Annotated in this window: 28 protein-coding genes; 17 read left to right on the forward strand and 11 right to left on the reverse strand. The window is 71.2% G+C overall.

The annotated features are described in order from the left end of the window. Window positions 1-49: 49 nt before the first annotated feature. The 6 genes from kdpC (at window position 50) to EV139_RS06080 (ending at window position 6,820) form a co-directional block, all read left to right on the forward strand. Entirely contained in the window at window positions 50-670 is a 621-nt protein-coding gene (gene kdpC / locus EV139_RS06055) for a potassium-transporting ATPase subunit KdpC (protein WP_130453402.1), read from the forward strand. Then, a complete protein-coding gene (locus EV139_RS06060) occupies window positions 667-3,222 on the forward strand; it encodes a sensor histidine kinase (protein ID WP_130453403.1) in 2,556 nt (851 codons plus the stop codon). Before kdpC ends, EV139_RS06060 begins: the two co-directional genes overlap by 4 nt. Beyond that, window positions 3,219-3,935 (forward strand): response regulator, encoded by a 717-nt coding sequence (locus EV139_RS06065; protein WP_130453404.1) that lies wholly within the window; start codon window positions 3,219-3,221, stop codon window positions 3,933-3,935. The genes EV139_RS06060 and EV139_RS06065 overlap by 4 nt, the downstream gene beginning before the upstream one ends. Window positions 3,936-4,127: 192 nt before the next feature. After that, window positions 4,128-5,021, forward strand: coding sequence for an ABC transporter substrate-binding protein (locus tag EV139_RS06070; RefSeq protein WP_130453405.1), 894 nt, complete (start codon window positions 4,128-4,130; stop codon window positions 5,019-5,021). Window positions 5,022-5,039: 18 nt separating this feature from the next. Then, window positions 5,040-6,050 carry an amino acid ABC transporter permease gene (locus tag EV139_RS06075; protein WP_130453406.1) on the forward strand — a complete coding sequence of 337 codons (1,011 nt, stop codon included), beginning with the start codon at window positions 5,040-5,042 and terminating at the stop codon, window positions 6,048-6,050. Then, window positions 6,047-6,820 (forward strand): amino acid ABC transporter ATP-binding protein, encoded by a 774-nt coding sequence (locus tag EV139_RS06080; RefSeq protein ID WP_130453407.1) that lies wholly within the window; start codon window positions 6,047-6,049, stop codon window positions 6,818-6,820. The genes EV139_RS06075 and EV139_RS06080 overlap by 4 nt, the downstream gene beginning before the upstream one ends. 75 nt (window positions 6,821-6,895) lie before the next feature. On the opposite strand, the gene tagD is transcribed toward EV139_RS06080, so the two are convergent. After that, a complete protein-coding gene (gene tagD / locus EV139_RS06085) occupies window positions 6,896-7,294 on the reverse strand; it encodes a glycerol-3-phosphate cytidylyltransferase (protein ID WP_130453408.1) in 399 nt (132 codons plus the stop codon). Between the two features lie 141 nt (window positions 7,295-7,435). Between tagD and EV139_RS06090 the strand changes: the two genes are divergently transcribed. Continuing rightward, complete coding sequence (locus EV139_RS06090; protein ID WP_130453409.1) at window positions 7,436-7,639, forward strand: hypothetical protein; 204 nt, start codon at window positions 7,436-7,438, stop codon at window positions 7,637-7,639. A gap of 143 nt (window positions 7,640-7,782) precedes the next feature. Here the strand turns inward: EV139_RS06090 and EV139_RS06095 are convergent, their stop codons facing one another. The 3 genes from EV139_RS06095 to EV139_RS06105 are packed head-to-tail and all read right to left on the reverse strand — an operon-like array spanning window position 7,783 to window position 9,865. Next, window positions 7,783-8,001, reverse strand: a complete 219-nt coding sequence (locus EV139_RS06095; protein ID WP_130453410.1) for an SCO4848 family membrane protein — start codon at window positions 7,999-8,001, stop codon at window positions 7,783-7,785. 9 nt (window positions 8,002-8,010) lie between these two features. Beyond that, window positions 8,011-9,192, reverse strand: coding sequence for an MFS transporter (locus tag EV139_RS06100; protein WP_130453411.1), 1,182 nt, complete (start codon window positions 9,190-9,192; stop codon window positions 8,011-8,013). After that, window positions 9,179-9,865, reverse strand: a complete 687-nt coding sequence (locus EV139_RS06105; protein ID WP_198677468.1) for a FadR/GntR family transcriptional regulator — start codon at window positions 9,863-9,865, stop codon at window positions 9,179-9,181. Before EV139_RS06105 ends, EV139_RS06100 begins: the two co-directional genes overlap by 14 nt. Window positions 9,866-9,978: 113 nt before the next feature. Between EV139_RS06105 and EV139_RS06110 the strand changes: the two genes are divergently transcribed. From EV139_RS06110 to EV139_RS06140, 7 genes are all read left to right on the forward strand, one after another. Continuing rightward, complete coding sequence (locus tag EV139_RS06110; RefSeq protein ID WP_130453413.1) at window positions 9,979-11,037, forward strand: amidohydrolase family protein; 1,059 nt, start codon at window positions 9,979-9,981, stop codon at window positions 11,035-11,037. 154 nt (window positions 11,038-11,191) lie between these two features. Then, window positions 11,192-12,841: an ABC transporter substrate-binding protein gene (locus EV139_RS06115; protein WP_130453414.1), complete on the forward strand. Its 1,650-nt coding sequence runs from the start codon at window positions 11,192-11,194 to the stop codon at window positions 12,839-12,841. A gap of 3 nt (window positions 12,842-12,844) precedes the next feature. Beyond that, entirely contained in the window at window positions 12,845-13,795 is a 951-nt protein-coding gene (locus EV139_RS06120; RefSeq protein WP_241988975.1) for an ABC transporter permease, read from the forward strand. Next, on the forward strand, window positions 13,792-14,676 hold the full coding sequence (locus EV139_RS06125; RefSeq protein WP_130453415.1) for an ABC transporter permease: 885 nt from the start codon (window positions 13,792-13,794) through the stop codon (window positions 14,674-14,676). Before EV139_RS06120 ends, EV139_RS06125 begins: the two co-directional genes overlap by 4 nt. After that, complete coding sequence (locus EV139_RS06130) at window positions 14,673-15,530, forward strand: ABC transporter ATP-binding protein (RefSeq protein WP_237464583.1); 858 nt, start codon at window positions 14,673-14,675, stop codon at window positions 15,528-15,530. Before EV139_RS06125 ends, EV139_RS06130 begins: the two co-directional genes overlap by 4 nt. Then, entirely contained in the window at window positions 15,527-16,453 is a 927-nt protein-coding gene (locus tag EV139_RS06135; RefSeq protein WP_241988976.1) for an ATP-binding cassette domain-containing protein, read from the forward strand. Before EV139_RS06130 ends, EV139_RS06135 begins: the two co-directional genes overlap by 4 nt. A gap of 14 nt (window positions 16,454-16,467) precedes the next feature. Then, complete coding sequence (locus EV139_RS06140) at window positions 16,468-18,039, forward strand: chlorohydrolase family protein (RefSeq protein ID WP_241988977.1); 1,572 nt, start codon at window positions 16,468-16,470, stop codon at window positions 18,037-18,039. 250 nt (window positions 18,040-18,289) lie between these two features. On the opposite strand, the gene EV139_RS06145 is transcribed toward EV139_RS06140, so the two are convergent. Then, complete coding sequence (locus tag EV139_RS06145; protein ID WP_130453416.1) at window positions 18,290-19,675, reverse strand: APC family permease; 1,386 nt, start codon at window positions 19,673-19,675, stop codon at window positions 18,290-18,292. A gap of 244 nt (window positions 19,676-19,919) precedes the next feature. Between EV139_RS06145 and EV139_RS06150 the strand changes: the two genes are divergently transcribed. Together EV139_RS06150 and EV139_RS06155 are read left to right on the forward strand one after the other, a co-directional pair. After that, entirely contained in the window at window positions 19,920-20,654 is a 735-nt protein-coding gene (locus EV139_RS06150; protein ID WP_130453417.1) for a GntR family transcriptional regulator, read from the forward strand. A 95-nt stretch (window positions 20,655-20,749) separates the two neighbouring features. Continuing rightward, window positions 20,750-21,148 carry an acyl-CoA thioesterase gene (locus tag EV139_RS06155; protein WP_130453418.1) on the forward strand — a complete coding sequence of 133 codons (399 nt, stop codon included), beginning with the start codon at window positions 20,750-20,752 and terminating at the stop codon, window positions 21,146-21,148. 240 nt (window positions 21,149-21,388) lie between these two features. On the opposite strand, the gene EV139_RS06160 is transcribed toward EV139_RS06155, so the two are convergent. Together EV139_RS06160 and EV139_RS06165 are read right to left on the reverse strand one after the other, a co-directional pair. Next, the gene (locus tag EV139_RS06160; RefSeq protein ID WP_130453419.1) at window positions 21,389-21,841 is read right to left on the reverse strand and encodes a GNAT family N-acetyltransferase; all 453 of its coding nucleotides are present in this window, start codon (window positions 21,839-21,841) and stop codon (window positions 21,389-21,391) included. Further along, window positions 21,838-22,128 carry a cupin domain-containing protein gene (locus EV139_RS06165; protein ID WP_130453420.1) on the reverse strand — a complete coding sequence of 97 codons (291 nt, stop codon included), beginning with the start codon at window positions 22,126-22,128 and terminating at the stop codon, window positions 21,838-21,840. The genes EV139_RS06160 and EV139_RS06165 overlap by 4 nt, the downstream gene beginning before the upstream one ends. 204 nt (window positions 22,129-22,332) lie before the next feature. On the opposite strand from EV139_RS06165, the gene EV139_RS06170 reads away from it, so the two are divergent. Next, window positions 22,333-22,938 (forward strand): HdeD family acid-resistance protein, encoded by a 606-nt coding sequence (locus EV139_RS06170; protein WP_130453421.1) that lies wholly within the window; start codon window positions 22,333-22,335, stop codon window positions 22,936-22,938. A gap of 146 nt (window positions 22,939-23,084) precedes the next feature. On the opposite strand, the gene EV139_RS06175 is transcribed toward EV139_RS06170, so the two are convergent. The 4 genes from EV139_RS06175 to EV139_RS06190 are packed head-to-tail and all read right to left on the reverse strand — an operon-like array spanning window position 23,085 to window position 25,754. Beyond that, the gene (locus tag EV139_RS06175) at window positions 23,085-23,543 is read right to left on the reverse strand and encodes an SseB family protein (protein ID WP_130453422.1); all 459 of its coding nucleotides are present in this window, start codon (window positions 23,541-23,543) and stop codon (window positions 23,085-23,087) included. A 10-nt stretch (window positions 23,544-23,553) separates the two neighbouring features. After that, window positions 23,554-24,210, reverse strand: coding sequence for an energy-coupling factor transporter transmembrane component T family protein (locus EV139_RS06180; RefSeq protein WP_130453423.1), 657 nt, complete (start codon window positions 24,208-24,210; stop codon window positions 23,554-23,556). Next, window positions 24,207-25,055 (reverse strand): energy-coupling factor ABC transporter ATP-binding protein, encoded by an 849-nt coding sequence (locus tag EV139_RS06185; protein ID WP_130453424.1) that lies wholly within the window; start codon window positions 25,053-25,055, stop codon window positions 24,207-24,209. Before EV139_RS06185 ends, EV139_RS06180 begins: the two co-directional genes overlap by 4 nt. 9 nt (window positions 25,056-25,064) lie before the next feature. Next, on the reverse strand, window positions 25,065-25,754 hold the full coding sequence (locus EV139_RS06190; RefSeq protein WP_130453425.1) for a biotin transporter BioY: 690 nt from the start codon (window positions 25,752-25,754) through the stop codon (window positions 25,065-25,067). Between the last annotated feature and the right edge of the window lie 19 nt (window positions 25,755-25,773).

The raw sequence follows: 25,773 nt of genomic DNA on the forward strand, positions 1-25,773 counted from the left end.
CCACCCGCTCGCTCACTCACTCACTCACTCACTCACCAAGGAACACACCATGACCGCAGTTTCGCGCACCGCCGGCCGGCCCCTCTGGGTCGCGGCCCGGGCGCTCCTCGCTTGCACGCTCCTGCTCGGCGTCGGCTACACGGCGCTGGTCACCGGGATCGGCCAGCTGCTGCTCCCCGCGCAGGCGAACGGCTCGCTCGTCGCCGCGGCGTCCGGGGAGCCCGTCGGCTCCGCCCTGATCGGGCAGTCGTTCGCGGCCGGCGACGGGGCCGCGCTGCCCGAGTACTTCCAGCCGCGCCCGTCCGCCGCCGGGGCCGGTTACGACGGGGCCGCGTCCTCCGGCACCAATTGGGGGCCTGAGCACCCCGAGCTCGTCGCGGCAATCGCCGAGCGCCGCGCCGAGATCGCCGCGCGCGAGGGGGTGCCGGAGGACGCGGTGCCCGCCGACGCGGTCACCGCCTCGGCCTCCGGCCTCGACCCGCACATCAGCCCCGCGTACGCCCGGCTGCAGGCGGCGCGGGTCGCCGAGGCGCGCGGCCTGCCGCTCGCCGTGGTCAGCGAGCTTGTCGCCGCTCGCACGGAGGCCCCAGACCTCGGGGTGCTCGGCGAGGCGCGCGTCAACGTTCTACGGCTTAACCTTGAGCTTGACGAACTAGAGGAGACGGCATGACCGTGCGGGGGCGACTGCGAGTGCTGCTCGGCGCCGCCCCCGGCGTGGGCAAAACCTACGCCATGCTGGAGGAGGGGCGCCGGCTCGCCGACGCCGGCACCGACGTGGTGATCGGGATCGTTGAGACGCACGGCCGGGCCGCCACGGCCGCGATGACGGCCGGTCTCCCCGAACTGCCGCGCCGCGCCGTCGGCCACCGCGGCGTCGAGCTCGACGAGCTCGACCTCGCCGGGCTGCTCGCGCGCCGCCCGGCGCTCGCGCTCGTCGACGAGCTGGCGCACACCAACGCGCCGGGCTCGCGCAACGAGAAGCGGTGGCAGGACGTCGCTGAGCTGCTCGAGGCGGGCATCGACGTGTACTCGACCCTCAACGTGCAGCACATCGCCTCGGTGAACGACGTGGTGGAGCAGATCACCGGGGTGCCGCAGCGCGAGACCGTGCCGGACGCGTTCTTGCGCGGCGCCGACCAGATCGAGGTGATCGACCTCGCCCCGCAGGCGCTGCGCGATCGTCTGGCCGGCGGGGTCGTGTACCCGGCCGAGCGAATCGACGCGGCGCTGTCGAACTACTTCCGGCTGGGCAACCTCACGGCGCTGCGGGAGCTCGCGCTGCTGTGGCTGGCCGACGAGGTGGACCAGGCCCTCACCAGCTACCGCAGCGAGCACGGGATTCAGCGCACCTGGGAGGCCAGGGAGCGCGTGGTCGTGGCGCTCACGGGCGGCCCCGAGGGGGAGACCCTGCTGCGCCGCGGCGCTCGGATCGCGGCGCGCGCGGCGGGCGGCGCGCTCGTCGCCGTGCACGTCACCAGCCCCGACGGGCTCCGCAGCGGCAGCCCCGCGGCCCTCGCGCAGCAGCGCGCGCTCGCCGAGCAGCTCGGCGGCAGCTACCACCAGGTGCTCGGCTCCGACGTCCCGGACGCGCTCGTCGACTTCGCGCGCTCGCACAACGCGACGCAGCTCGTGCTCGGCGCGAGCCGCCGCGGCAGGATTGCGACCGCGCTCACGGGGCCCGGGATCGGCGCGACGGTGATTCGGGAGTCCGGCGACATCGACGTGCACATCGTCACGCACGCCGCCGCGGGGTCGAGCCGGTCGCTGCCGCGGCTCGGGGGCGGTCTCACGGCGCGGCGCCGCCTCGCCGGCCTCGGCATCGCCCTCGTCGGCGGCCCGCTCCTCACCTGGCTGCTCTACGCGCTGCGCAGCCCAGAATCGATCACGGGCGACGTGCTCAGCTACCAGCTCCTCGTCGTGCTCGTCGCGCTCGTCGGCGGGCTCTGGCCAGCACTGTTTGCCGCGGTCCTGTCGGGGATCACGCTCGACTACCTCTTCATTGCGCCGCTGTTCACCGTGACCATCACCGATCCGCTGCACGTGGTGGCGCTGCTGCTCTACATGACCATCGCGGCGCTCGTGAGCTTCGTCGTCGACCGGGCCGCGCGCACCGCGCGCGCCGCCAGGCGGGCCGCCGCGGAGTCCGAGCTCATTCAGACCGTCGCCGGGAGCGTGCTGCGCGGCGACAGCGCCGTGCAGGCGCTCGTCGACCGGGTGCGCGAGGCGTTCTCGCTCGCCGGCGCGCGCCTCGTGGAGGACGGCGCCACGATCGCGGCGGCCGGCAGCTGCGACGCCGAGGCCGCGCAGCGCCTTCCGGTGGGCGAGCGCGCCGAGCTGGAACTCTACGGCGCGCACCTCCCCGCGTCGGAGCAGCGGCTGCTCGCGGTGATCACGGCGCAGCTCGACGCGGCGCTGCAGCACCAGCACCTCGCGGAGACGGCGAGCGAGATCGCTCCGATCGCGGCGTCAGATCGGGTGCGCGGGGCGCTCCTGTCGGCGCTCAGCCACGATCTGCGGCGCCCGCTCGCCGCCGCAACGACCGCCGTGGGCGGGCTGCGCACCGCCGGTGCCGCGCTGAGCCAGGACGATCGCCGCGCGCTCCTGGAGACCGCCGACGAGAGCCTGAGTGCGCTGACCGCGCTCGTCACCGACCTGCTCGACGTGAGTCGGCTGCAGGCCGGTGCGCTCGCGATCGCGACCGCACCGCTCGATCCGGCGGACGCGGTGGGGCCGGCCCTCGATGAGCTCGCGCTCGGACCGGCGGAGGTGTCGCTCGCGCTCGCGCACGGCGAGCGGCAGGCGGTCGCGGATCCGGTACTGCTTCAGCGCGTGCTCGTGAACCTGCTCGCGAACGCGCGGCGCTTCTCCCCGCCCGAGCGCACCGTGCTGATCGCCACCAGCACGTTCGCCGATCGTGTCGAACTGCGCGTCGTCGATCACGGGCCAGGGATCCCGCCGGATCGGCGCGACGAGGTGTTCGTGCCGTTCCAGCGGCTGGGCGATACCGCCAACGGCACCGGACTCGGTCTCGGACTCGCGCTGTCGAAGGGCTTCGTCGAGGCGATGGGTGGCACCCTTGAACCGGAGGACACCCCGGGCGGCGGCCTCACCATGGTCGTCTCGCTGCCCGCGGCGCCCGCTCCGGGGCCGGTCCCGCCGGGCTCCGCGGCGTCGCGGCGCCCGTCACCCAGTACCCCGACCGCCGAGGAGGCCCGCCCGTGAAGATCCTCATCGCCGACGACGACCCGCAGCTCCTGCGCGCCCTGCGCATCACGCTCACCTCCCAGGGGTACGAGATCCTCACCGCGATCGACGGCGCGACCGCGATTACCGCCGCGATCACCCACCACCCCGAGCTGCTGGTGCTCGACCTCGGGATGCCAAACCTCGACGGGGTCGAGGTGATCCACGCCGTTCGCGGATGGTCGCAGGCGCCCATCCTCGTGGTGTCCGGCCGCGCGGGGACCGCCGACAAGGTTGAGGCGCTCGATGCCGGCGCCGACGATTACCTCACGAAGCCGTTCTCGGTGGAGGAGCTGCTCGCCCGTGTCCGGGCGCTCACGCGGCGGCTGCCGCGCGGCGTGGCCGAGGCGGTGCCCGAGCTCACGGTCGCGCTCGGCGAAGTCACGATCGACCTCGCGGCGCGCAGCGTCGTCGACACCGCGCACGGCGGCCGTCGCCAGATCCGGCTCACCCCCACCGAGTGGCAGATGATCGACCTGCTGATCCGCAACGCCGGCCGGCTGGTGACCCGGCAGACACTGCTCACGCACATCTGGGGCACCGATCACGTCACTGACACCGGGTACCTGCGGCTCTACATTTCGCAGCTGCGCAAGAAGCTTGAGCGCGACGCGAGCGCCCCGCGCTTCCTCATCACCGAGCCCGGGATGGGCTATCGGCTGGAGCTCGACGCCCCCCAGCCGGCGACGTGACGCGCGCTTAACCGGAACGTTATCTGTGTGGGGCACGCGGTCCACCGCGCAATTCCGCGGCTTTTCTGCACCGGCGGCAGTCCCAGTATGGAGGCGGGTAGAGACTCTGTAACAGAACCGCCGCTTGCGGGCAGTACACTCAGAGCGACATGCCGCACCGAAGCCGTGTCTGGCTTCACCAAGGAGAGATCAATGAAGATTCGATACGCGATTCCAGCGTTCGCCGCAGCAGCGCTGCTCACCCTGACCGGATGCACGAACACCGACGGCGCGACGGACGACGCGGCCAAGGAGACCCCCTCGGCGAGCATCACCGCCGACGACGCGGCCGTGGCGCTGCTTCCCGCCGAGCTGAAGGACTCCGGGGTGCTGCGCATCGGCACCGACGCCGAGTACCCGCCGAACGAGTACAAGGACACCGACGGCAACCCGGTCGGCTGGGGCGTCGACCTCGCCGAGGCGGTCTCCGCGAAGCTGGGCCTCACGCCCGAGTGGGAGATCCTCGGCTTCGACAGCATCATCCCCCGCATCCAGGAGGGCGCGCTCGACATGGGATCGTCGTCGTTCACCGACACGGTGGAGCGGCAGAAGTCGGTCGACTTTGTCAACTTCCTCAACGCCGGCAGCCTGTGGGCCGCGCCGGTCGGCTCGGACGTCGACCCGGACAACGCATGTGGCCTCACGGTCGCGGTGCAGGCCGGCACCGTGCAGCACACGGACGAGCTCCCCGCGAAGACGAAGGCGTGCACCGACGCCGGCAAGGAAGCGATCGAGATCCTGCCGTTCGACGGGCAGCCCGAGGTCACGAACGCCGTGGTCCAGGGTCAGGCCGACGCGTTCTCCGCTGACCTCCCCGTCACCGGCGACGCGGTGAGTAAGCTCGACGGCCAGATCGAGGTCGTCGGCGAGGTTTTCGACGCCGCACCGTACGGCTTCGCCACGCAGAAGGGCAGCGACACCACGAAGGCCGTGGAGGCTGCCCTGCAGTCGCTCATCGACGACGGCACCTACCTTGAGATCCTCACCGGTGCGGGCATCGAGTCGGGCGCGCTGACCGCGGCCACCGTGAACGCCGGCGAAAACTAACGGGGACACGGCAGACAGATGTCCGAAGCATCCTCCGGCGCTGCGGGGCGAGTCGCCCCGCAGCCCGAGGCCCCGCTCGATCCGCGAGCGATCGAGGCGATTAAGCTGCGCCACCCGTGGCGCACCGTCCTCGCCGTCGTCCTCGTCATTATCGCGGGGCTCTTCATCTACGACGCGGCCTTCAACCGCCCCGTCTACAACTGGGCCGAAGTGGGCAAGTACCTCTTCGACACCCGCGTCATCTCGGCGATCGGCTACACGCTGCAGCTCACCGTGTACTCGATGATCATCGCCGTCGTCCTCGGCGTCGTGCTCGCGATCATGCGGCTCTCGCCGAACCCCGTGGTGCGGGCCGTGGCCTGGGTGTACCTCTGGGTGTTCCGCGGCACCCCGGTGTACGTGCAGCTCGTGTTCTGGGGCATGGTGCCGGTCGTCTACAAGACGATCGAGCTCGGGATCCCGTTCACCGAGGCGGTCATGACGATCACCACGAAGGACTTCCTGAGCTACTTCACGCTCGCCGTGATCGGCCTCGCACTGAACGAGGCCGCCTACATGGCCGAGATCGTGCGCGCCGGCCTGCTCTCGGTGGACAAGGGGCAGGACGAGGCAGCCGTTGCCCTCGGTCTCGGCTGGTGGCACACGATGACCCGCGTGGTGCTGCCACAGGCGATGCGCGTCATCATCCCACCCACCGGCAACGAGGTGATCTCGATGCTGAAGACCACCTCGCTCGTGACGGCCGTGCCGTTCACCCTTGAGCTGTACACGCGCACCCGAGACATCGCCTCGGTCACGTACCAGCCAGTCCCGATGCTCATCGTCGCCTCGTTCTGGTACCTCGTGATCACGTCGATCCTCATGGTGGGCCAGTACTACGTGGAGAAGCACTTCGCCAAGGGTGTCGCCCAGCGGCCCGACGTCATGAAGCCGAGTGTCGAGACCGGCGTCGTTGGCGTGGTCGGCCTTGACGATCCTGAGCTCACTGACGACGGCACGTCGTCGCGTCGACCGGGGGGAACCTCATGACCGCAACCGCAACCCCGATGGTGCTCGCCGAGGGCGTCTCGAAGTCGTACGGCTCCAACCTCGTGCTGAAGTCGATCTCGCTCGAGGTGAAGCGCGGTGAGGTGCTCTGCCTCGTTGGGCCCTCCGGCTCGGGCAAATCGACCTTCCTGCGCTGCATCAACCACCTCGAGACCGTGAACGCGGGCCGGCTGTCGGTCGACGGCGAGCTCGTCGGGTACCGGCAGCAGGGCGACAAGATCTACGAGATGCACCCGCGTGACGCGGCGAAGCAGCGCCGTGACATCGGCATGGTGTTTCAGCGCTTCAACCTGTTCCCGCACATGACGGCGCTCGAAAACGTGATGCTCGCCCCAGCGCTGCTCAAGAAGGGAAACAAGGCGGCGCTCAAGGCGCGCGCGCTCGAACTGCTCGCGCGGGTGGGCCTCGCGGATCGGCACGACTACTACCCGGCGCACCTGTCCGGCGGGCAGCAGCAGCGCGTCGCGATCGCCCGGGCGCTCGCGATGGACCCCAAGCTGATGCTGTTCGACGAGCCCACCTCGGCGCTCGACCCCGAACTCGTCGGCGAGGTGCTCGACGTGATGAAGGGCCTCGCCAAGAGCGGCATGACGATGATCGTGGTCACCCACGAGATGGGCTTTGCCCGCGAGGTGGCCGACGAGCTGGTGTTCATGGACGGCGGCGTCGTGGTCGAGTCGGGCGTCCCCGCAGAGGTGCTCGCGAACCCGCAGCGGGAGCGCACCAAGGCCTTCCTCTCGAAGGTGCTGTAGCCGCGCTGCGGCGACACGCGAACGGCCCCCGCCCCAGCTCTGGGACGGGGGCCGTTCGCGTGCGCGCGGCGTGCGCTAGGCGTTGACGCCCAGGTCGCGCTTGATCTTGGTGGTGGAGACACCCTCCGTGCGGTCGAGGTAGATGACCTCGCAGTAGTCGCGGAGGATCTCGAAGCGCGGGTCACCCTCCCAGTCGCCGCCCATCACCACGGCGTCGATCTCGTATTTCTGCACGTCACCGATCTTCTGGTCCCAGGCGTTCTCGGGGATCACGAGGTCGACGTAGCGGACGGCCTCCAGCATGTTCTTGCGCGTCTCGAAGTCGTGGTAGGTCTTCTTGCCCTTGCCCGCGTTGAACTCTTCGGTCGAGGCGGCCACAACGAGGTAGTCGCCGAGGGCCCGTGCGCGCCGCAGCAGTCGAATATGACCCCAGTGCAGGAGGTCGAACGTGCCGTAGGTGAGGATCCGCTTCATGCCCCCATCCTAAACGCCGCGCCCCGGCGTTGCTGGGCGCGGGCCGCGCGTGATTCCCGGTGACTGTTCGGCCTCGGCGGCGTAAGCTGGGAAGAGGTTCCCGCGCGGCGGTGCCGCGCGTCGACGGAGATGGAGGGCACAATGTCCGAGCACCCAGATCAAAGAGTTCCCGATCACGACTCAGACCCCGCGCGCACGCCCGGCGACGGCTGGGTCGGTGAGGGCGGGGCATCCCACCTCGGGCCGGCAACGCACGTGCGCGCCGGCAGGCCCGAAGACGAGGACGAGGCCGCCGAAGACGACGCGGCGGACACCGCGAGCGCCGCGGACTCCGCGGCGGAGTAGCCCCGGCTGCGCGGGCGGGGGCGCGAGCTGCGCACCGCCCGCGTTCCGGGCCGCCCGCATTCCGCGCCGCCCCGGTCAGCCCTGGCCCGGGCGCTGGCCGTGCGTGGGCCGTTCCGCGCCCGAGGCCGCGAGCGGCGGCGCGACTACGCCTGCAGCAGCGCGATGACGCCGGCGACGGCGGACACCACCGCGAGCAGCAGTGCGATCCCGATCAGGATCGCGTGCACCGTGAGGAAGCGGGTCGCGCGGCCCTGCTCGTCGCGTGCACGCGGGTCCTTCGCGACGCGGGTCCAGAATCTGGGCCACACCACGATGTTGTACAGGGCGTTCACGAGCAGCAGGATTCCGGCGAAGACGAGCATGCGCCCAGTCTACGGTCGCTGCGATGCGCGCGAGCTCGCGACGCCGAAGCACAGCTCTGCCACGGCCACGGCCACGAGCAGCAGGAGCGCCGCGGACCAGGCGATTCCCGCGTCAGCGAACAGCCCGAGCAGGAGCGGCCCGGTTGCGGCGAACGCGTACCCCACACCCTGGCTCACGGCGGAGAAGGTGGCGGTCTGCGCAACGCTCGGGGTCGTGAACACGATGAGCGCGATCGCGAGACCGAAGGCGCCGCTCTGCGCGATCCCGAGCAGGGCGACCACGAGCGGGGCGAACTCGATCGGGCCGTAGGCGAGGCCGAGGAGCCCGACGATCGAGAGCAGGGCAACCCCAACGATGAGCGGGGTGCGCAGTCGCGGCCGCCCCGCGAGGGTGGGCGCCACGAGTGAAGCGGGCAGGCCGGCGACGCTGAGCCAGGCGAGCAGGAGCCCCGACTCGCTCGGCGTCATGCCGCGGGAGAGCGCGATTGTGGGCAGCCACGCGGTGAGCGAGAAGTAGATGAGTGCCTGGCAGCCGAAGAACCCGGTCACGGCCCAGATCCCGCGCGTCCGAAGGATCGCGGTCCACGGCTGCGCCGGTGCGTGTCCGCCCGGGGTGCCGCGCTCACCGAGCGCGGAGCCGAGGCCGAGCGCGAGCGCCACGGCGACGAGCAGCGGGATTCCCCACACCATGAGTGCCGCGCTGACGCTGTCGCCGAGCAGGTGGAGGATCGGCACGGCGAGGGCCGCCCCCGCAGCCGCGCTCACGCCGAACGACGTGGTGTAGACGCCCGTCCAGAACCCGCCGCGCTCGGGGAGCGCCTGCCGGATCACCTGCGGGGCGAGGATACCGAGCAGCGCGATCGTTGCGCCGCCGAGCACCACGCCGGCGAAGAGCAGCGGTGCCGAGAGCGGGCGCAGCAGCGTGGCGAGGGCGAGCAGCGCGAGGAGGACCGTGATTGCGCGTGAGAGCCCGAGCCGGCGCACGAGCACCGGCGCGAACGGCGATGCGAGGCCGAACATGAGCACGGGGAGCGAGCTCAGCACCGCGAGCCCGCTCGCGGGGAGTGCGTACGCGGCACCGATGTCGCTGAGCAGCGGCGACACCGAGGTGATCGGGAAGCGAACGCTCAGACCGATCGCGAGCAGCAGGATTCCGGCCGAGGCGCCGCGCCGGCGCTCAGCCGCGTTCATCGAGGAGGCGCTCCTGCTGCTGCTCGAGCACGCCGAGCGCCGCTGCTGCCGCGCGGTCTGGATCCTGGGCAGCGATCGCCTGGAAGAGCGAGTCGTGCATGTCTGCCCGGTCGGGGTCGCTGCGCTGCGCGAGGCAGGAGGCGTCCGAGACCGATTCGCGCAGCGAGGTGTCGAAGCTCGAGTAGATGTCGGCGAGCAGCGCGTTGCCCGAGGCGACGGCGATCCCCAGGTGGTACGCCACGTCGGCGTCTGCGAACGCCTCGGTGTCGCCAGAAGCGATCGCCGCGGCGCGCTCGCGGAGCCGGGCGGCGAGCTCGGTGAGCTGCGCGTCGGTGCGGAACTCGGCGGCCTCCCGGGCGGCGAGCGCGTCGAGGGCCCGGCGCACGCGGATCACTTCGAGGCTGTCGGCCGAGTGGATGGCGCGCCGCAGCGCCACCTGCGTGGGGTCGGTGGCGATGAGATAGGTGCCGTCGCCCTGGCGGGTTTCAAGGAGCCCGAGCTGCACGAGCGCGCGCACGGCCTCGCGCACCGAGGGGCGGCTCACGCCGAGCGCGGCGGTGAGTTCTGCTTCGGACGGGATCCGGTCACCGATCGTCCAGCGGCCGTCGGATATTTCGCGCTTGAGCTCGTCGACGACGGTGTCGACCAGTGAACGCCGGTGAATTGGTTGCACAAGCACATCCTTGCAGATTTGAGAGGTTGTATGGTTATCATATGTCTGACGAGTTGCTTCGCGCTATCCCGACCCGGGGAATGCGCTGGCGGCCCATTTGAGAAAGGCCTCACATGACGGTGCCACCGAACCTCCCGCTGCTCGCCACCCCGGGCTTCGTTGACAGCCACATCCACCCGGATAAGACGAGCTGGGGGGAGCCCTGGCTCTCGCGCCGCCCGGCGCACACGCTCGAAGAACTCATCGCGAACGATCGCGACTCGCAGTTCGACTTCGCATCGAGCACCGAGGAGCGTGCGTACGCGCTGCTCTCGAACGCGCTCCGCAACGGGACGCTTGGAATGCGGGCCCACGTGGACGTCTCCACCGAGCTTGGGCTCCGCAACATCGAGGGCGTGCGCGCCGCGGCCGAGCGCCTCGCCCCGCACCTCACCGTGCAGATCGTCGCGTTCCCGCAGTTCGGCCTGCTCACCAACCCGGGCACGCTCGACCTCATGGCCGCCTCGCTCGGTGCCGGGGCCGACCTCGTGGGCGGCATCGACCCGATCGGTGTCGAGGGTGACCTGCACGGCCATCTTGACGCAGTGTTCGGGCTCGCGGATCGGGCCGGGCGCGATATCGACATCCACCTGCACGACGGCGGCGAGGAGGGCCTCGCCGAGATCCGCGAGATCGCGGCGCGCACCATTGCCGGTGGGCGGCAGGGGCGCGTCACGATCGGCCACGCATTCGCGCTGTGCGACGAAACGCTGCCGAGCCTCGGCGACACGCTCGACCGGGTGGCCGAGGCCGGGATCTGGATCGCGAGCTGCGCGCTCGGCCCCGACCCGGTGCCAAACATCGACCGCTTCGAGCGGCACGGGGTGCGCCTCGTCGCGGGCTCCGACGGCGTGCGCGACACCTGGAGCCCGTTCGGCACCGGCAGCATGGTCGACCGCGCCCACCTGCTCGCGTACCGCACCGGGGCGATGACCGACGCCGAGCTCGAGCGCGTGTTCCGGATCGCCACGACCGCGGGCGGCGCAATGCTCGGGGTCCCGGACCTCGCCGAGTGGGCCGGACCAGCGGCCGAGACCCGGCTTGAGTTCGCGGCAGAAAACCTGGCGCAGCTCGTCGTCGACCGACCGGCGCCGGTCAGGGTGCGGCGCGCCGGCGCGGACATCACCGGCTAGCGCGCCACCGCGGAGCGCCCAGGCACGGCCCCGTGCCTGGGCGCTGTCCTGGCGTCCCATCCGACCGATTCTCAGCGCACGACACGCACGACACGCACGACCATTACGACTTGCACGACCCGCACGACCCACACCTCGGAACAAAGGAGTCCCCGTGACGAAACGACCATTGATGCTGACCGGCGCGCTCGCCGCCGCAGCGCTCGCCCTCACCGCCTGCTCGAGCGGCGGCGCGTCGGGCGGGGGAGGTGAGGCCGCCGCGGCGCAGTTCAACATCGACACCGCGAGTCTCGCCACCACCACGGAGCCCGGCACGAACCCCGTCGCCGAGGTGACCTGGAACCTGCCGTACGAGCCAATGTCGCTCGACCCGATGCTCTCGTTCAACTACGCGGAGAACACGGTCGACTCAAACACCTGCGAGGGGCTCACGCGGATCACCCCGGACCTGTCGATCGAGAACGCGCTCGCCGAGAAGGTCGAGTCCCCGAACGACACTACCTACGTCTACACGCTGCGCTCGGACGTCACGTTCTGGGACGGCTCACCGCTCACCGCGGCAGACGTGGTCTACTCGCTCGGCCGCCAGGTCGGCCCGGACACCGCGAGCTACTGGACCGACTACTTCCAGAACGTTGCCTCGGTCGAAGAAACCGGCGAGAACCAGGTCACGGTGACGCTCACCCAGCCAGACGCCCTCTTCGCGCAGGGAATGTCGAGCGCCGCCGGCGCCATTGTGCAGCAGGCGGCAGCAGAGGCCGCCGGTGAGCAGTTCGGCACGCCCAAGGGCGGCATGATGTGCACGGGCCCGTTCAAGCTCGACAGCTGGGAGCCGGGCAAGGCGATCACGCTCGTGAAGAACGAGAACTACTGGGACGAGACGCTGATCCCCAAGGTTGAGAAGCTCTCATTCAGCTTCATCGCCGACGAGTCGACGGCGGTCAACGCGCTGCGCACCGGCGACGTTGACGGCCAGTTCTTCTACCTCCCGCCCGCCGGCCTCGGCCAGCTGGAAGACAGCGACGCGAGCATCACCTTCGGCAAGTCCTACATTTTCTGGTCGCTTCGCGCGATCCAGGAGACCGGCACGTTCTCGAACCCGAAGGTGCGCGAGGCGCTGCTCGCCGCGATCGACAGCCGCGCCATCGCCGACGTCGTGTTCCAGGGCGCGGCGATCCCGTCGCCCGTGCTCACGGGTCCGGCGTACTACGCCGACGACGAGGCCGGCGCGCTGTTCCAGGAGGCGTTCGACAGCTACGAGATCAAGCCGGACATCGAGAAGGCGAAGGCGCTGCTAGCTGAGGCCGGCGACGTGTCCGCACCGATCGTGCTCGGCGTGCAGGGCTCCTCCGCAGTGCACGAGCAGACCGCGAACCTGATCCAGGCGGCCGGCCAGGCGATCGGCCTCACGATCGAGACCAAGGTGATCCCGGTCGAGCAGTTCGGCAACCTCTACTTCGACCCGAAGGCGCGCGAGGGCCTCGACGGGTTCTTCACCACCTACTACGGCAACGTGACCGACCCGCTCGACGTGTACACGACGTTCATGCCGGAGAGCACGAACAACTTCATCAAGTACGACGGCGCCGCCAAAGAGCTCGCCGACGCACGGAAGACGCTCGACCCGGTCGAGCGCGCCGAGTACACGATCGCGGCGCAGGAGAAGATCACGCGCGACCTGCCCTGGCTCCCCATGGGTGATCTGCCCGTGATCCTGGTGCAGAACAACGCGATCTCGGGCGCCACCGCGTCCTCGGCCTACCTCGGGTACCCGTGGGCGGCCACCATCGGGGGCGTGGAGTAACGCGTGTCGATCCCCTCGTTCCTGCTCCGCAGGTCGGGCAGCCTCGTGCTCGTCCTGCTCGTGACCTCATTCGTGGTCTTCGGCATGCTGTATCTCGCCCCCGGGAGCCCGCTGAGCTTCGTGCTCGGGCCCCGGGGCGGGACCCCCGAGCAGATCGCTCGGGTCACTGCCCAGTACCACCTCGACGACCCGTTCTTCGTGCGCTATTTCGCGTGGATCGGCGACCTGTTCCGCGGCGACCTCGGTGACTCGGTGGTCTACCGCCAGCCAGTCGCCGATCTCATCGGCGGGCGCATCGGCACCACCGTCGCGCTCATCGCGCTCGCCACCCTGATCATCGCGGTGGTCGGGATCGGGCTCGGGCTGCTCGGCTCGCTCAAGGGCGGCTGGGTGGACCAGGTCGTTACGACGCTCGCCACCCTCGGCCTCGCCACCCCGGCGTTCGTCATCGGTGTGGCCCTCATCAGCGTCTTCGCGGTGGGGCTCGGGTGGTTCCCCACGAACGGGAGCGGGAGCGGGGGCTTCGACACCCTCGTGCACCTGATCCTTCCGGCCGCGGCGCTCGCCGTCGCGAGCACCGCGTACCAGGCCCGCATCACCCGGGCTTCGGTGCTCGAGGAGGAGGGGCGCGAGCACGTGCAGACCGCGGTCGCCCGCGGCCTGCGGCCCCGGATCATCATCCGGCGGCACATCCTGCGCAACGCGCTGATCCCGATCACCACCGTGCTCGGCCTCACGATCGCCACGCTCATCGCCGGCGCCGTGGTGATCGAGAACGTGTTCGCGCTCGACGGGCTCGGCTCGCTGCTGGTGCGCGCGATCCTGCAGCGCGACTTCGCCGTGGTGCAGGCGGTGATTCTCGTGCTCGTCGTCGCGTTCGTGGTCATCAACGCCGTCGTCGACTTCCTGTACACGATCATCGATCCGCGCATCCAGCTGGGGAGTAAGCAATGACCGCACCGAGCACCACTCAGATCGCGCTGCGGCGCGCCGCCAGTCAGGATCCCGGGCGGCTCACGCTCCTCGGACGCAAGCTCGGCCCCACCGGCATCGTCGCCGCCGCGGTGCTCACCGTGTTCGTGGTCGCCGCGCTGCTCGCCCCGTGGCTCGCGCCGTACGATCCCGACTACCCCGACCTGCTCGCCGCGCTCTCCGGACCGAGCGCGCAGCACCTCCTCGGCGCCGACGCGCTCGGGCGGGACCTGCTCTCGCGCCTCATGTACGGCGCGCGGATCACGCTGCTCGGGCCCACGCTCGTGATCCTCATCGCCACGGTGGTGGGCACCACGCTCGCGCTGATCGCGGCCTGGAACCGCGGCCGCGTGGACACCGCGATCTCGTGGATCCTCGACGTGCTGTTCTCGGTGCCCGGCATCGTGTTCGCGCTCATCGCCGTCGCGATCTTCGGTCCAAACCTGCCCACCGTGGTCGTCGGCCTCTCGATCGGGTACATCCCGTACGTCGCCCGCGTGGTGCGCGGGGCGGCGCTCCGCGAGCGCGGCATGCCCTACGTGCAGGCCGCCTGGCTCCAGGGCCAGTCCGGCGTGGGGGTCAGCCTCACACAGATCCTCCCGAACGTGCAGCCGATCGTGGTCGCGCAGGCGGTCTCGTCGCTCGGCTTCGCCGTGATCGACCTCGCAGCCGTGTCGTTCCTCGGCCTCGGCGTGCAGCCGCCCACCGCGGACCTCGGACTCATGGTGAAGAGTGGCTTCGACTCACTGCTCCGCGGGCAGGCGAACGAGGCAATCTTTGCCGGCCTTGCGATCGTGCTGATCGTGTGGAGCATCACCGTCATCGGCGACCGTCTCGCCTCGAACACCAGGAGCTTCAGATGAGCGCACCACTGCTCGAAATCGAGGATCTGCACGCCAGCCTCGTCACGAAGTATCGCAACCTCGACCTGCTCAGCGGGGTGAGCCTCACGCTCGACCGCGGCGAGGCGCTCGGCCTCGTCGGCGAATCTGGATCGGGCAAATCGCTCACCACCCGTGCGGTCATGCGGATGCTCGCCACCGGGTTCAAGACCCTCGGGGAGATCCGCTTCGACGGGGAGTCGGTGCTCGGCATGGGGCGCGAGCGCCTGCGCCAGTACCGGGCACGCGACGTCGGCATGATCTTCCAAGACCCGCGCGCTCACGTGAACCCCGTGCACACGGTGGGGGACTTCCTCACCGAGGCCCTCGTGCGCGATCGAGGGCTGCCGCGCGCCGACGTGGAGCGGCGCGCCGTGCAGATCCTCGACGAGGTGGGGGTGCGGCACCCCGAACGCCGGCTGAGCCAGTACCCGCACGAGCTCTCGGGCGGGCTGCTCCAGCGCGTCATGATCGCGAGCGTGCTCCTCGCCGAGCCGCAGCTCATCCTCGCCGACGAGCCCACCACCGCGCTCGACGTGACCGCCCAGTCGGACGTGATGGCGATCCTCGACGAACAGCGCCGCGCCCGCGGCCTCGCCCTGCTGTTCATCACGCACGACCTCGAACTCGCGAACGCCTGCTGCGACCGGCTCGCCGTGATGTACGCGGGCGAGATCGTGGAGCAGGGCGCGCACGTCTACGACGCGCCCACTCACCCATACACGATCGAGCTGCTGGGCGCTCGCCCCAGCATCGAGGAGCGGCTCGACCGGCTCCCGGTGCTCGAGTACAACCTTGAATTCCACCAGGAGCTGAAAGCGAGGGCCGCGCTGTGAGCACGACTCCCACCACCCCGCCGGCCGCGTCGGCTGCGTCGGCTGCGTCGGGGGCCCCGGGCGCCCCGGCCAGCGCCCCGCTCGAACCGGGCCTGCCGCTCGAACCGGGCGCGCCGCTCGTGCGCGTCACCGAGCTCTCAAAGCGGTTCCCCGCACCCCGCGGCACGAAGGGCGAGGGCGTGCTCGCCGTCGACGGGGTCAGCTTCGATCTCCACCGCGACGAGTGCCTCGCGATCGTCGGCGAGTCCGGATCTGGCAAAACCACGGTCGCCCGCATGATCGTCGGCCTCGAGACCGTCACCTCTGGCACGGTCGCGATCTCGGGCACCGACCGCACGCGCGCCCCCAGGTCGCTCCGCGAGCGCCGGGCGCGCGCCCGCGAGGTGCAGTACGTGTTCCAGGATCCGTACTCCTCGCTCAACGGGCGGCAGCGGATCGGGGACGTCATCGCCTCGAACCTGCGGCTCCACGGGGCCGGTGCGCGCGACGCAACCGCCCGCGCGCAGGGCATCCTCGACGCGGTGGGGCTGCCCAAGCGGTTCTTCGACCGCTTCCCGCGCGAGCTCTCCGGGGGCCAGCGGCAGCGCGTCGCCATCGCGCGCGCGCTCGCCGCCGACCCGGAAGTGATCGTGCTCGACGAGGCCGTCGCCGCGCTCGACGTGTCGATCCAGGCGCAGATCCTGAACCTGCTGGCCGACATCAAGGCGGAGCGTCGGGTGAGCTACCTCTTCATCTCGCACGACCTCGCGGTGGTCAACCAGATCTCCGACCGCATGATCGTCATGGAAAACGGGCGCGTGGTGGATCAGGGCGACACCGCCGCGCTGCTCGCGCACCCGACCCACCCGTACACGCGCGCGCTCCGCGCGGCGGTGCCGGGGCCGGGCTGGAAGCCGAAGCGGCGAGAGCAGCTGGCGTCGTGAGTGCGGGTGTGGGCGTGACCGCGGGGGGCGCTGTGGACGTGGCCGCCAGCGGCGTGGGGGCCGGGGGCGCTGCGCGCTCGGTCGCGCTCCGCGCCTCGCACGTGATCGCCGCGGACCCGGCCGGGCCCACCGGCGCGGTGACCCCGGGGCTCGTGGAGCTGCGCGACGCCGTGGTGCTCGTGCGGGGCGACCGGATTGCCGGCGTCGGCGCCGGGGCGGCCGGCGCCGCGCTCGCCGCCGCGGCCGACGAGGTGATTGACCTGGGGGAGAGCCTGCTCATGCCCGGGCTGATCGACCTCGAGGGCCTCGTCGACATCGACCACCTGCTGCTCGACTCGTGGTGGAGCCCCGAGCACGAGGCGCGGCTCGAGTGGTCGGAAGCGTACGCGCGCGATCCGCGCGAGGTGCTCACCCCCGACGAGCGCGCCACGCTGCGGCGCTACGGCCTCGCGCAGCTGCTGCTGCACGGGATCACCACGGCGATGCCCATCGCGACCGAGGTGCACGGGGCGTGGGCCGAAACGCACGACGATCTCCTGGACACGGCGCGCACCGCGAGCGAGCTCGGGATCCGCGTGTTTCTCGGGCCGTCGTACCGCTCGGGGGTGCACGTGACCCGCGCAGACGGCACGCACGGGATCCACTGGGACGAAGCGCGGGGCGAGGCGGCGTTCGCCGGGGCCGCGCGCTTCCTCGACACGGTGGCGCAGCTCGCCGACCCGCTCGTCACGGGCGTGCTCGTGCCGTGCCGCGTCGAGACCGTCAGTGATGAGCTGCTGCGCCGCACCGCTGAGCTGTCGGCCGCGCGCAACGCCCTCGTGCGCGTGCACGCCACGCAGGGCCTCGACTCAGAGATCGGGGTCCTCGCGCGCGAGCGCGGCACCACCCCGCTCGGCCTACTCGAACGGACCGGGCTCCTGAACGAGCGGCTGATCCTGGCCCACGGGGTGTACCTCGACGTGCACCCGGACGTGCACGGGGAGGACCGCGGCGACCTCGCAACGCTCGCCGCTGCCGGTGCCGCGATCGTGCACTGCCCGGTCACGAACGCGCGCTACGCGTTCTGGCTTGAGCGGCTCTCGCAGTACCTCGACGCCGGGGTCACGGTTGCGCTCGGCACCGACTCGTTCCCGCCCGACCTGATCCGCGCGATCGACACGGGCGTGCAGCTCGCGAAGGCGCAGCACGGCGACCTGGGGCGCGGCATGCTCGCGGAGTACGTGGCCGCGGCGACGCTGGGCGGCGCTGCCGCGCTGCGCCGCACCGACCTGGGGCGGATCGAGCCGGGCGCGCAGGCTGACGTCGTGGCGTTCTCGCTCGCCGACCTGCGGATGGGCGCGATCGACGATCCGATCCGCACCCTGACGCTCGCCGGCACCGGCCGCGACGCGCACTTCAGCATGGTCGCCGGCAGGGTGGTGCTTCGCGACGGGGCGCTGCCGGGCGTCGACGCCGCAGCGCTGCGCGCCGCCGGTCAGCGCGTGTTCGAGAAGCTGCGCGCCGCCTACCCCGAGCGCGACGCCCTCGCGCCGGCCGGGGGTTCGACCGAGGCCGAGCTCTTCCCGCCGGTGTTCCCGCGCGGGTAGCGGGCAGGCGGCGGCCCGGCTGCCCCGCGCGGCCGGCTCGGCCGCTCCGCCGCGCCGCCGCGCCTCGCTGCCCCCGCAAATCCGACCCGCTTGCCCACATCCGCCCCGCTCCTCGGGCGCAACCGGCCTGTCTCGCGGGTCGGATGTGTGGTTTCGGGTCGGATCTGCGGGGGCGGCGGGCCCGCCCGGCGGCCGGTGAGCCGGTCGGGCCGGGGACCGGCCGGTCCGACCGGCCGACCGGCCCGCGCGCTCAGTCCTGGTACTGCAGTGTGGGCATCGCCTCGGTCGCGGCCCCGTCGAGCTGGAGCGCGAGCGGGCCGTCGCTCTTGCGGCGCCGCACGAGGTACACCGTCACCCCGATCGCGAGCCACACCCCGCCGAGCACATACGTGAACGGTGCGAGCGAGGTCCACAGCCACGCGATCGACGCGAAGCCGATCACGGGCATGATCAGGTGCCGCAGGATGCCCCACCCGCTGCGCAGGCGCAGGTCGAAGAAGAGCACCTTGATGGTGGCGAGGTTCACGACCGCGAACGCGACGAGCGCGCCGAAGTTGATCATGTACACGGCCTGATCGAGCGTGATGAACAGCGCGACCAGCGCCACCACCGATACAAGCGACGCCGCAACGTACGGCGTGCGGAAGCGCCGGTGCAGACGAGCGAGCACGGGCGGCAGGATCCCGTCGCGGCCCATCGCGAAGAGCACGCGGCTCACGCTCATCTGCGCAGCGGTGCCGCAGAGCACGATTCCGACCACGTTCACGACCACGAAGACGACCATGAGCACGTCGCCACCGGCCTGCTGCATGAGCTCGGTGCCCGCGGCGTCGAGGTTCTCGAGCGTGGTCCAGTCGGGCACGATCAGGCTGCCCGCGATCGAGAACGCGAGGTAGCCGAGGCCGGCGAAGAGTGTGGCGAGCACGATCCCCTTCGGGACGCGTCGCCGCGGGTCCTTGGTCTCTTCCGCGAGCGTGGAGACCCCGTCGAAGCCGAGGAACGCGAAGGCGACGATGGCGGCGGCGGCGAGGATGGGTCCGATCCCGCCCTCGCCGATTGACAGCGGCGTCATGACCGCCTCGATGCTGAGGTCGGGCGCGTTCATGATCGCGAGCGTGAGGAACACGACGATCACGAGCACCGAGGCGATGATCACCACCGAGTTCATGCGCTTGATCCAGTTCACGCCGATGATGCTGAGGAGCGCGACGATCGCGATACAGATCAGTGTGCCCACCCAGGCTGGCACGCCGGTGAACAGGCTGTTGAAGTAGAGGCCAAAGAGCAGGAAGTTGACCATCGGGAGGAACAGGTAGTCGAGCAGCATGACCCAGCCGGTGAGGAAGCCGGTGGCCGAGCCGAACGCGCGCGAAGCGTAGGCGTAGGCGCCGCCGGTGATGGGCACGTGCGCGGCCATGCGCCCGTAGCTGTGCGCGGTGAACAGCATGATGATGATCGCCGCGACGTACGCGGCGGGGAGGTGGCCATCGCTCAGAGCGGTCGCGGGACCGTACACCGACACGACCGAGAGCACGCCCATTGACGTGAGGCCGTAGGCGATGAGCGCGGGCAGTCCGAGCTCGCGCTTCAGCGTGCGCGGCCGCGCGGTTTCGGCGCTGGGGGTGGGATCGGTCATGCACAGACTCCTTTGCTCGTGTGGCCGGTTCTCGAAGCTGCACCCGCACAGGGGGAGGACTCGAGCCCGGGTAGATTGTATGCCAAAGCCTGCGTATTCTCGAAATCTAGTGCCAATCGCCCTGGTATTCGTGCTTTTGGAATGCCAGAATGTGTGAAATTGGTGCCGCGGGACTCCGCGGGCATCATAGAGAGAACACGCCGCCGGGGTGCCCGGCCGGCGTGACGGAACTGGATCGGTGCGAATGTCAGCGAAGAACGTCAGCGACCCTGCCGAGGCGGCCCCCGGCGACGCCGGGCAGCAGACCCGCGGCGAAGCGGTGTACGAGTGGGTGCGCGATCGCATCATCGACGGCACGCTCCCCACGGGCAGCCGGATCCGGGAGCGCGACCTCGCCGAGGCGATCAACGTGTCTCGCGTGCCGATCCGCGAGGCGTTCCCGCGGCTCGAGGCCGAGGGGTACATTCGGACGCTGCCCCGGCGCGGGGCAGTGGTCGCCCCGATGGCGCTCGCCGATGTGATCGAGCTGTTCGACGTGCGCGCCTCGCTCGAGGTGCTCGCCGCTCGGCTGGCCGCCGCGCGCTGCGCCGCCGGGGCCTCCGGGGACGGGCTGGTTCGGGCGCTCGCCGCGGCCGAGGGGACGATCACGGGCGACGACAGCCACGCGATCGCGCGCGCCACCTCCGACTTCCACGACGCCGTGGTCGATCTCGCCGGCAACGCCCTGCTGCGCGACCTCATGCTGCCGATCCGGGGCCGCGTGAAGCGACTCTTCAACATCGCGAACGAGCGCGATGACGTTGACCTGCACCGGGAGCACCGCGACCTCTGCGACGCGATCGTGCGCGGTCAGGTGGAGCGTGCCGCCGCGCTCGCGCTCGCGCACGTTGAGCACAGTCGCGCCGACACGGTCCCGATCATCGAGCGCGCCGCCGAGCTCGCGGTGGACGCTGGCGTGGGAGGCGCGGCGACGCGGTGAACTCGGTGGTTGCCGGTGTCTCCGGTACCGACGGTGTCGCCTGAGTCTCTGGCGGCGTCTCCGGCGGCGCATGGGCTCAGCAGTAAGCTTGCGCCATGAGCGACTACCGGCACCTCGTGCGCAAGTGGGTCAAGCCCGAGGACCTCAACCAGCACGGCGCCCTCTTCGGGGGCAGGCTCCTTGAGTGGGTCGACGAGGAGGCCGCAATCGTCGCGGTGACTCAGCTCGGCACGACCGACGTGGTGACCCGGCACATGTCTGCGATCGACTTCGCGGCCCGCGCCGATCGCGGCGATCTGCTTGAGCTCGACTACCGGGTCTCAAAGTTTGGCCGCACCTCGATCACGCTGAGCTGCCGCGTTGAGAACGCGGTCACGGGGCAGGAGGTGCTCACGCTCGACAGCATCGTCTTCGTCGCCGTCGACGCCGAGGGGCACACCGTGGTGCACGGCCGCACCGAGCCGACCCCGGGCACGGAGCGCCTCCGCGAGTAGCGCGCGCCCTGCCCGCGCCCTGCCGCGTGTGGCGCTTTCCCCCGCGTGTGGCGCCCCCCACGAGTGGCGCTTTCCCCCACGAGTGGCGCCCTCGGCGACGAGTGTGCGGCTTCGCTGCCGGCGCGGAGCCGCACACTCGTGGTGGAGCCGCACGCTCGTGTGCGAGGGTGCGAGGGTGCGGGGGTGCGCGGGACGAGGGCGCGGGACAACGCGAGGCGAGCGGCTCAAACCGCCCGGCGCCTAGCTCGCGGGGGCGAGGTCGTAGGTGACCCAGGGCGTCTGCGCCGCGACCCGGTCGTACAGCCGCCGCGCGGTCGCGTTGCTCTCCGCCGTGATCCAGCGCACGAGCGACGCGCCCTCGTCGCGGGCGATCTCCGCCAGTCGGGTCAGGATTGCGCCACCGGCCCCGCTCCCGCGTGCGGCCTCCGCCGTGAACAGGTCGTCGAGATACAGCCCGTGCGCGGCGTCGATGGGGCGCGCGAAGCGCCGGAAGTGCCCGATCCCCACCGGCGTGCCCGCGACCTCCGCGATGAGCCCGCGGGTCTCGTGCGCCGGGTCCATGAGCCAGCCCCACACGGTCTCGAAGATCGCGGGATCGTGGGGTTTGCCGTAGAAGTCGCGATACCCGCGGTACAGCGCCTCCCAGGCGGCGCGATCGGTCGGCGCGACCGGGCGGACAGCAGCCGCGGTCACGACAGCCGTTCCACCTCGACGAACACCACGTTGGCGCTCGACGTGCGGTTCTCGACCTGGTGCTCAGACCCCGCGGGGCGGGTGTAGCTGCGCCCGGTGACCAGCTCGGCGACGATCTCGCTGCCGTCGGCGTTCGTGACGTGCATGGTGTCGGTGACGAGCGGGACCACGACGTACTCGTACTCGTGGCGGTGCAAGGGGATCACGCCGCCAGGCTCGATCGTCCACTGTGTGACGCGGAAGTGCTCGTTTTCAAGCTGCACTTCGCCGTGTGATCCGGTGCTCATGATCCTCCTTGATACGCGAGTTCCGGGCCTGGCCCGGGTCGCCGCCGCGGCGACGCCCTCAGCCTATGTGATGCCAGCGCGGCCGCGTGAGGCACGCCGCATCGCCGGCTGCGCGGCGCGGAGCCTAGAGAATTTGTCCGGGATGCGGTAGAGATGAAGCATAGCTGCTCCCGAAGGGGAGCACACCGACCATGAGGGGGACTCATGACCACGCAAACGCCGGAGAACAGCACCACCGCCCCGGAGACGGGTGAGCCAGACATCGCAACGCGCCTTACCGACGGGGTACGCACGGCGTTCGGCATCGGCGGCCTCATCGCCGTGGTGCTCGGCCTGCTCATCATCTTTAACCCGGCCAAGTCGGGCGTCGTCGCGATGCAGGTGCTCGCGGTCGTCATGGCGGCCTACGCGCTCGTCGTGGGCGTCGTCTACGTTGGCTCCTCGATCTTCAGCAAGGCGATGACCGGCTGGTCGCGCGTGGGGCACATCCTGCTCGGCCTGCTCTACATCGCGGGCGGCATTGTGATGATGCTCAACCTCGGCGCCACCAGCGTCGTGCTCGCCCTGTTCCTCACCTTCACGATCGGCATCCTCTGGATGATCGAGGGCATCATGGCCTTCACGGTCGCCGGCAAGAGCCCCAACAAGGTGTGGTCGATCATCTACGGCGTGATCAGCGTCATTGCTGGCATCGTCCTCCTGGTGTCGCCGATGCTCGGCGCCGTGACCCTGTGGCTGCTGCTCGGCATCTCGATGGTCGTCATGGGCATCGTCCAGGTGATCCGGGTGTTCACCGGCCGCTCGGCGTAGCCAGTACCGCACCGAAACGCCGAATCTCCGAACGGAGTGCGAGCGGCCCGCCCGTCTGGGTGGGCCGCTCGCGGCGTTTGTGGGGCGCGGCACGACCTCGAGCGCTGGCCGGGGCGCGGCCCGGTGCGGTCCCGCGGGGAGACTCGCTACCGCATCGCCTCGAGCGACTCGGCCGTGATCGGGTCGGTGCCTGCCGCGAGGGTCACGTACTTGCGGAGCAGCACGAGGGCGGCGGAGCCCTTGTCGAACTCGGCCGCGACGAAGCGATCCGACGCGATGAGGGCGAGCGCGTCGCGGGCGGGCAGCACGGCGCCCTGCAGCTCGGCCCTGCGCTCGGCGGGAACGATCTCGCGCAGCTCGGCCAGCGAGGTGAAGATGGGCAGCACGAGCTTGCCCGAGGTTGAGCGGATCGTGCGGACCCGCGCGCCCCGCTTTTTCCCCGAGGTGCCGCTCACGTCGACGACCAGGTAGCCCTCGCGCAGCGCGGTGAGGAACGCGGCGAGGTGCGGGTAGTCGGGCGTCGCGGTGAACGCCGCGAGCGCCGCCCGCACGTCCTCGTTCGCGTAGTCCGCGTGCACACCCTCGGGAAGCTGCTCCTCATCCATGCCGTCTAGCCTATGGGGTGGTGCGCGTGCGGCGTCGCGGCCGTGGCTCCGGTTCCTCGTCGCCGATCCCACGCGCGGTCATCGCCTCGCCGGTGAGTTGCGCTTGCGCGACGGTGCGCAACACGAGCGGCACAACGCGGGCGCGGAGGCTGCGTTCGAGCCCGCGGGCTCGGGCCGCCGCCCGCGTCTCGTGCGCCACCTCGAGGATGCTGGGGATCGCGCGGATCACGAGGGAGAACGCGAACGCGACGCGCTCGGGGTCGACCCCGAGCGGCCGGAGGGGGCGCAGCGCCCAGGCGACGGTGTCGAGCATGTCGTCGACGGCGGTGCTCGCGGTGACCGCGCTCGCCGCAATGATCAGCGCGAACAGGTCGCCGACCACCTCGAAGCCGCGCTCCCAGCCGTGCTGCCAGGCCTGAAACGCGAACAGTGGGACGGCGATGATGGTGAAGCCGCGCACGACCCGCCAGAAGTCCCGGCCGCGCAGCCCGGCCAGGAGGGCGAGCGCAATCGCCGCGGCGAGCAGCACGCCAGTGCTCGCGGCGCCGCGGAGCGCCACGACGGCGGTGGCGAAGACGAAGAGCCCGAGCAGCTTCGCGCCGGGACGCAGCCGATGGAGCGGCCCGGTGCCGGGGATGTAGGCGCCGAGCGGGCTGACGGTGCTCACGAGCCCGGTTCCGGATCGCGGCCAGCGCTCGGCGCTGCCGCCGGGGCACTCGGTGCACCCGGGGCCGTCGGTGCCTCCGCCGCTGCGGGCGCTCCCGGCTCGAGCGCGACGCTCTCCCGATAGTGGGCGATCGCGGCCGCGGGGGCGCCGTCGAACGCGATGCGGCCGTCCGCGACCACCAGCGTGCGATCCGCGCGCGCGGCGAGTTCGAGGTCGTGGGTGACCACGACGAGCTGCTGTGACAGGCCGAACAGGAACTCGCCGATCCGCAGGGCGTTGCGCAGGTCGAGCAGCGTGGTCGGCTCGTCGGCGACGAGGATCGCGGGCTCGGTCGCGAGCACCGATGCGATGGCGAGCAGCTGCTTCTGGCCGCCGGAGAGCGTGTGCACGCTGCGATCGGCGAGCGCGCGCAGCCCGAAGCGGTCGAGCGCGCTCAGGGCTGCCGCGCGCCGCTCAGCCTTGCCGCGGACGCGGCGGCGGAGCGAGAGCGCGATGTCCTCGGCGACCGTCGGCATGATGAGCTGCGCTGCCGGATCGGTAAAGACGAAGCCCACCGCGCGGCGCACGGCGGCGCCGTCGCGACGGGTGTCGAGGAGCGGGGTCGCGGTGTCGGCGGGATTGCCAGACCCCGGCGCGTGCGGGCCCACGGCCGAGCCAATCCCGACGCTGCCGGAGCTCGGCTCGACCAGGCCGTTGATGAGGCGCGCGAGCGTTGATTTGCCGGAGCCGTTCGCGCCGATGATCGACACGCGTCGCTCGGTCAGCGTGAGGGTGGTCGGGTGCAGCACCGTCGTGTCGCCCTCGGGGCCGGGGACAACAACGGCGGCGCTGCGAAACTCGATCACTCGGCGATCCTACTCGGCGCGGCGCGCGGCGGGGGAGGTCGCGGACGGCGCCGCGGGGGCCGCCGGTGCCGTGGCGGCTGAGGCGCGCGCGCGGCGGCGCTGGGGCAGGATCGTGGGGAACGCGCGGTGCACGGCGGTGGCCACCACGCCCATGAGGAGGTTCTTCACCACGTCGCCCGGCCAGAACGCGAGGTCCGCGAGGAACGCCTGGCTCAGCGTGAGGTCGGCGCGCCACGCCATGCCGAGGATCCCGAGCGGGTGGATGAAGATGAAGCTCGCGGCAAGGCCGGCGAGGAAGATGAGCGGGATGCTCGTCGCGATCTTCGCGCGGGGGAGCCGCTCGACGAAGAAGCCGGTCGCGAGCGCGGCGAACGGGAACCCGACGAGGTAGCCGACGGACGGGCCGGCGAACGGTGCGAGTCCGGCGGCGCCGCCGGAGAACACGGGGATGCCGATCGCGCCCACGGCGAGGTAGAGCAGCACGGCGAGGAAGCCGCGGCGCGCGCCGAGCACGGCTCCGGCGAGCATTACGGCGAAGGTCTGGAGCGTGATGGACACGGCGCCGCCGACGCTGATTGCGGGGAGGAGCGCGCAGACCGCGATGAGGGCCGCGAACGCGGCGATCAGGGCGATGTCGGTGGCCGGGCGGGTGCGGCGGTGTGCGGGCTGTGCCGGGGTGGTGGCTGCGGATTCGGTCATGCGTGTCCTCCTGCTGGTG

The sequence above is a fragment of the Leucobacter luti genome, from assembly GCF_004217175.1.
GTDB classification, from domain to species: domain Bacteria; phylum Actinomycetota; class Actinomycetes; order Actinomycetales; family Microbacteriaceae; genus Leucobacter; species Leucobacter luti.

What these genes read in the sequence shown, in the direction of transcription:
- EV139_RS06075 (WP_130453406.1), top strand. Translation starts at nt 5,040, where the DNA reads ATGTCCGAAGCATCCTCCGGCGCTGCGGGGCGAGTCGCCCCGCAGCCC.
- EV139_RS06175 (WP_130453422.1), bottom strand. Translation starts at nt 23,543, where the DNA reads ATGGATGAGGAGCAGCTTCCCGAGGGTGTGCACGCGGACTACGCGAAC.
- EV139_RS06100 (WP_130453411.1), bottom strand. Translation starts at nt 9,192, where the DNA reads ATGAACGCGGCTGAGCGCCGGCGCGGCGCCTCGGCCGGAATCCTGCTG.
- EV139_RS06095 (WP_130453410.1), bottom strand. Translation starts at nt 8,001, where the DNA reads ATGCTCGTCTTCGCCGGAATCCTGCTGCTCGTGAACGCCCTGTACAAC.
- EV139_RS06155 (WP_130453418.1), top strand. Translation starts at nt 20,750, where the DNA reads ATGAGCGACTACCGGCACCTCGTGCGCAAGTGGGTCAAGCCCGAGGAC.
- EV139_RS06130 (WP_237464583.1), top strand. Translation starts at nt 14,673, where the DNA reads ATGAGCGCACCACTGCTCGAAATCGAGGATCTGCACGCCAGCCTCGTC.
- EV139_RS06110 (WP_130453413.1), top strand. Translation starts at nt 9,979, where the DNA reads ATGACGGTGCCACCGAACCTCCCGCTGCTCGCCACCCCGGGCTTCGTT.
- EV139_RS06080 (WP_130453407.1), top strand. Translation starts at nt 6,047, where the DNA reads ATGACCGCAACCGCAACCCCGATGGTGCTCGCCGAGGGCGTCTCGAAG.
- EV139_RS06165 (WP_130453420.1), bottom strand. Translation starts at nt 22,128, where the DNA reads ATGAGCACCGGATCACACGGCGAAGTGCAGCTTGAAAACGAGCACTTC.
- EV139_RS06190 (WP_130453425.1), bottom strand. Translation starts at nt 25,754, where the DNA reads ATGACCGAATCCGCAGCCACCACCCCGGCACAGCCCGCACACCGCCGC.
- tagD (WP_130453408.1), bottom strand. Translation starts at nt 7,294, where the DNA reads ATGAAGCGGATCCTCACCTACGGCACGTTCGACCTCCTGCACTGGGGT.
- EV139_RS06170 (WP_130453421.1), top strand. Translation starts at nt 22,333, where the DNA reads ATGACCACGCAAACGCCGGAGAACAGCACCACCGCCCCGGAGACGGGT.
- kdpC (WP_130453402.1), top strand. Translation starts at nt 50, where the DNA reads ATGACCGCAGTTTCGCGCACCGCCGGCCGGCCCCTCTGGGTCGCGGCC.
- EV139_RS06150 (WP_130453417.1), top strand. Translation starts at nt 19,920, where the DNA reads ATGTCAGCGAAGAACGTCAGCGACCCTGCCGAGGCGGCCCCCGGCGAC.
- EV139_RS06070 (WP_130453405.1), top strand. Translation starts at nt 4,128, where the DNA reads ATGAAGATTCGATACGCGATTCCAGCGTTCGCCGCAGCAGCGCTGCTC.
- EV139_RS06060 (WP_130453403.1), top strand. Translation starts at nt 667, where the DNA reads ATGACCGTGCGGGGGCGACTGCGAGTGCTGCTCGGCGCCGCCCCCGGC.
- EV139_RS06125 (WP_130453415.1), top strand. Translation starts at nt 13,792, where the DNA reads ATGACCGCACCGAGCACCACTCAGATCGCGCTGCGGCGCGCCGCCAGT.
- EV139_RS06090 (WP_130453409.1), top strand. Translation starts at nt 7,436, where the DNA reads ATGTCCGAGCACCCAGATCAAAGAGTTCCCGATCACGACTCAGACCCC.
- EV139_RS06145 (WP_130453416.1), bottom strand. Translation starts at nt 19,675, where the DNA reads ATGACCGATCCCACCCCCAGCGCCGAAACCGCGCGGCCGCGCACGCTG.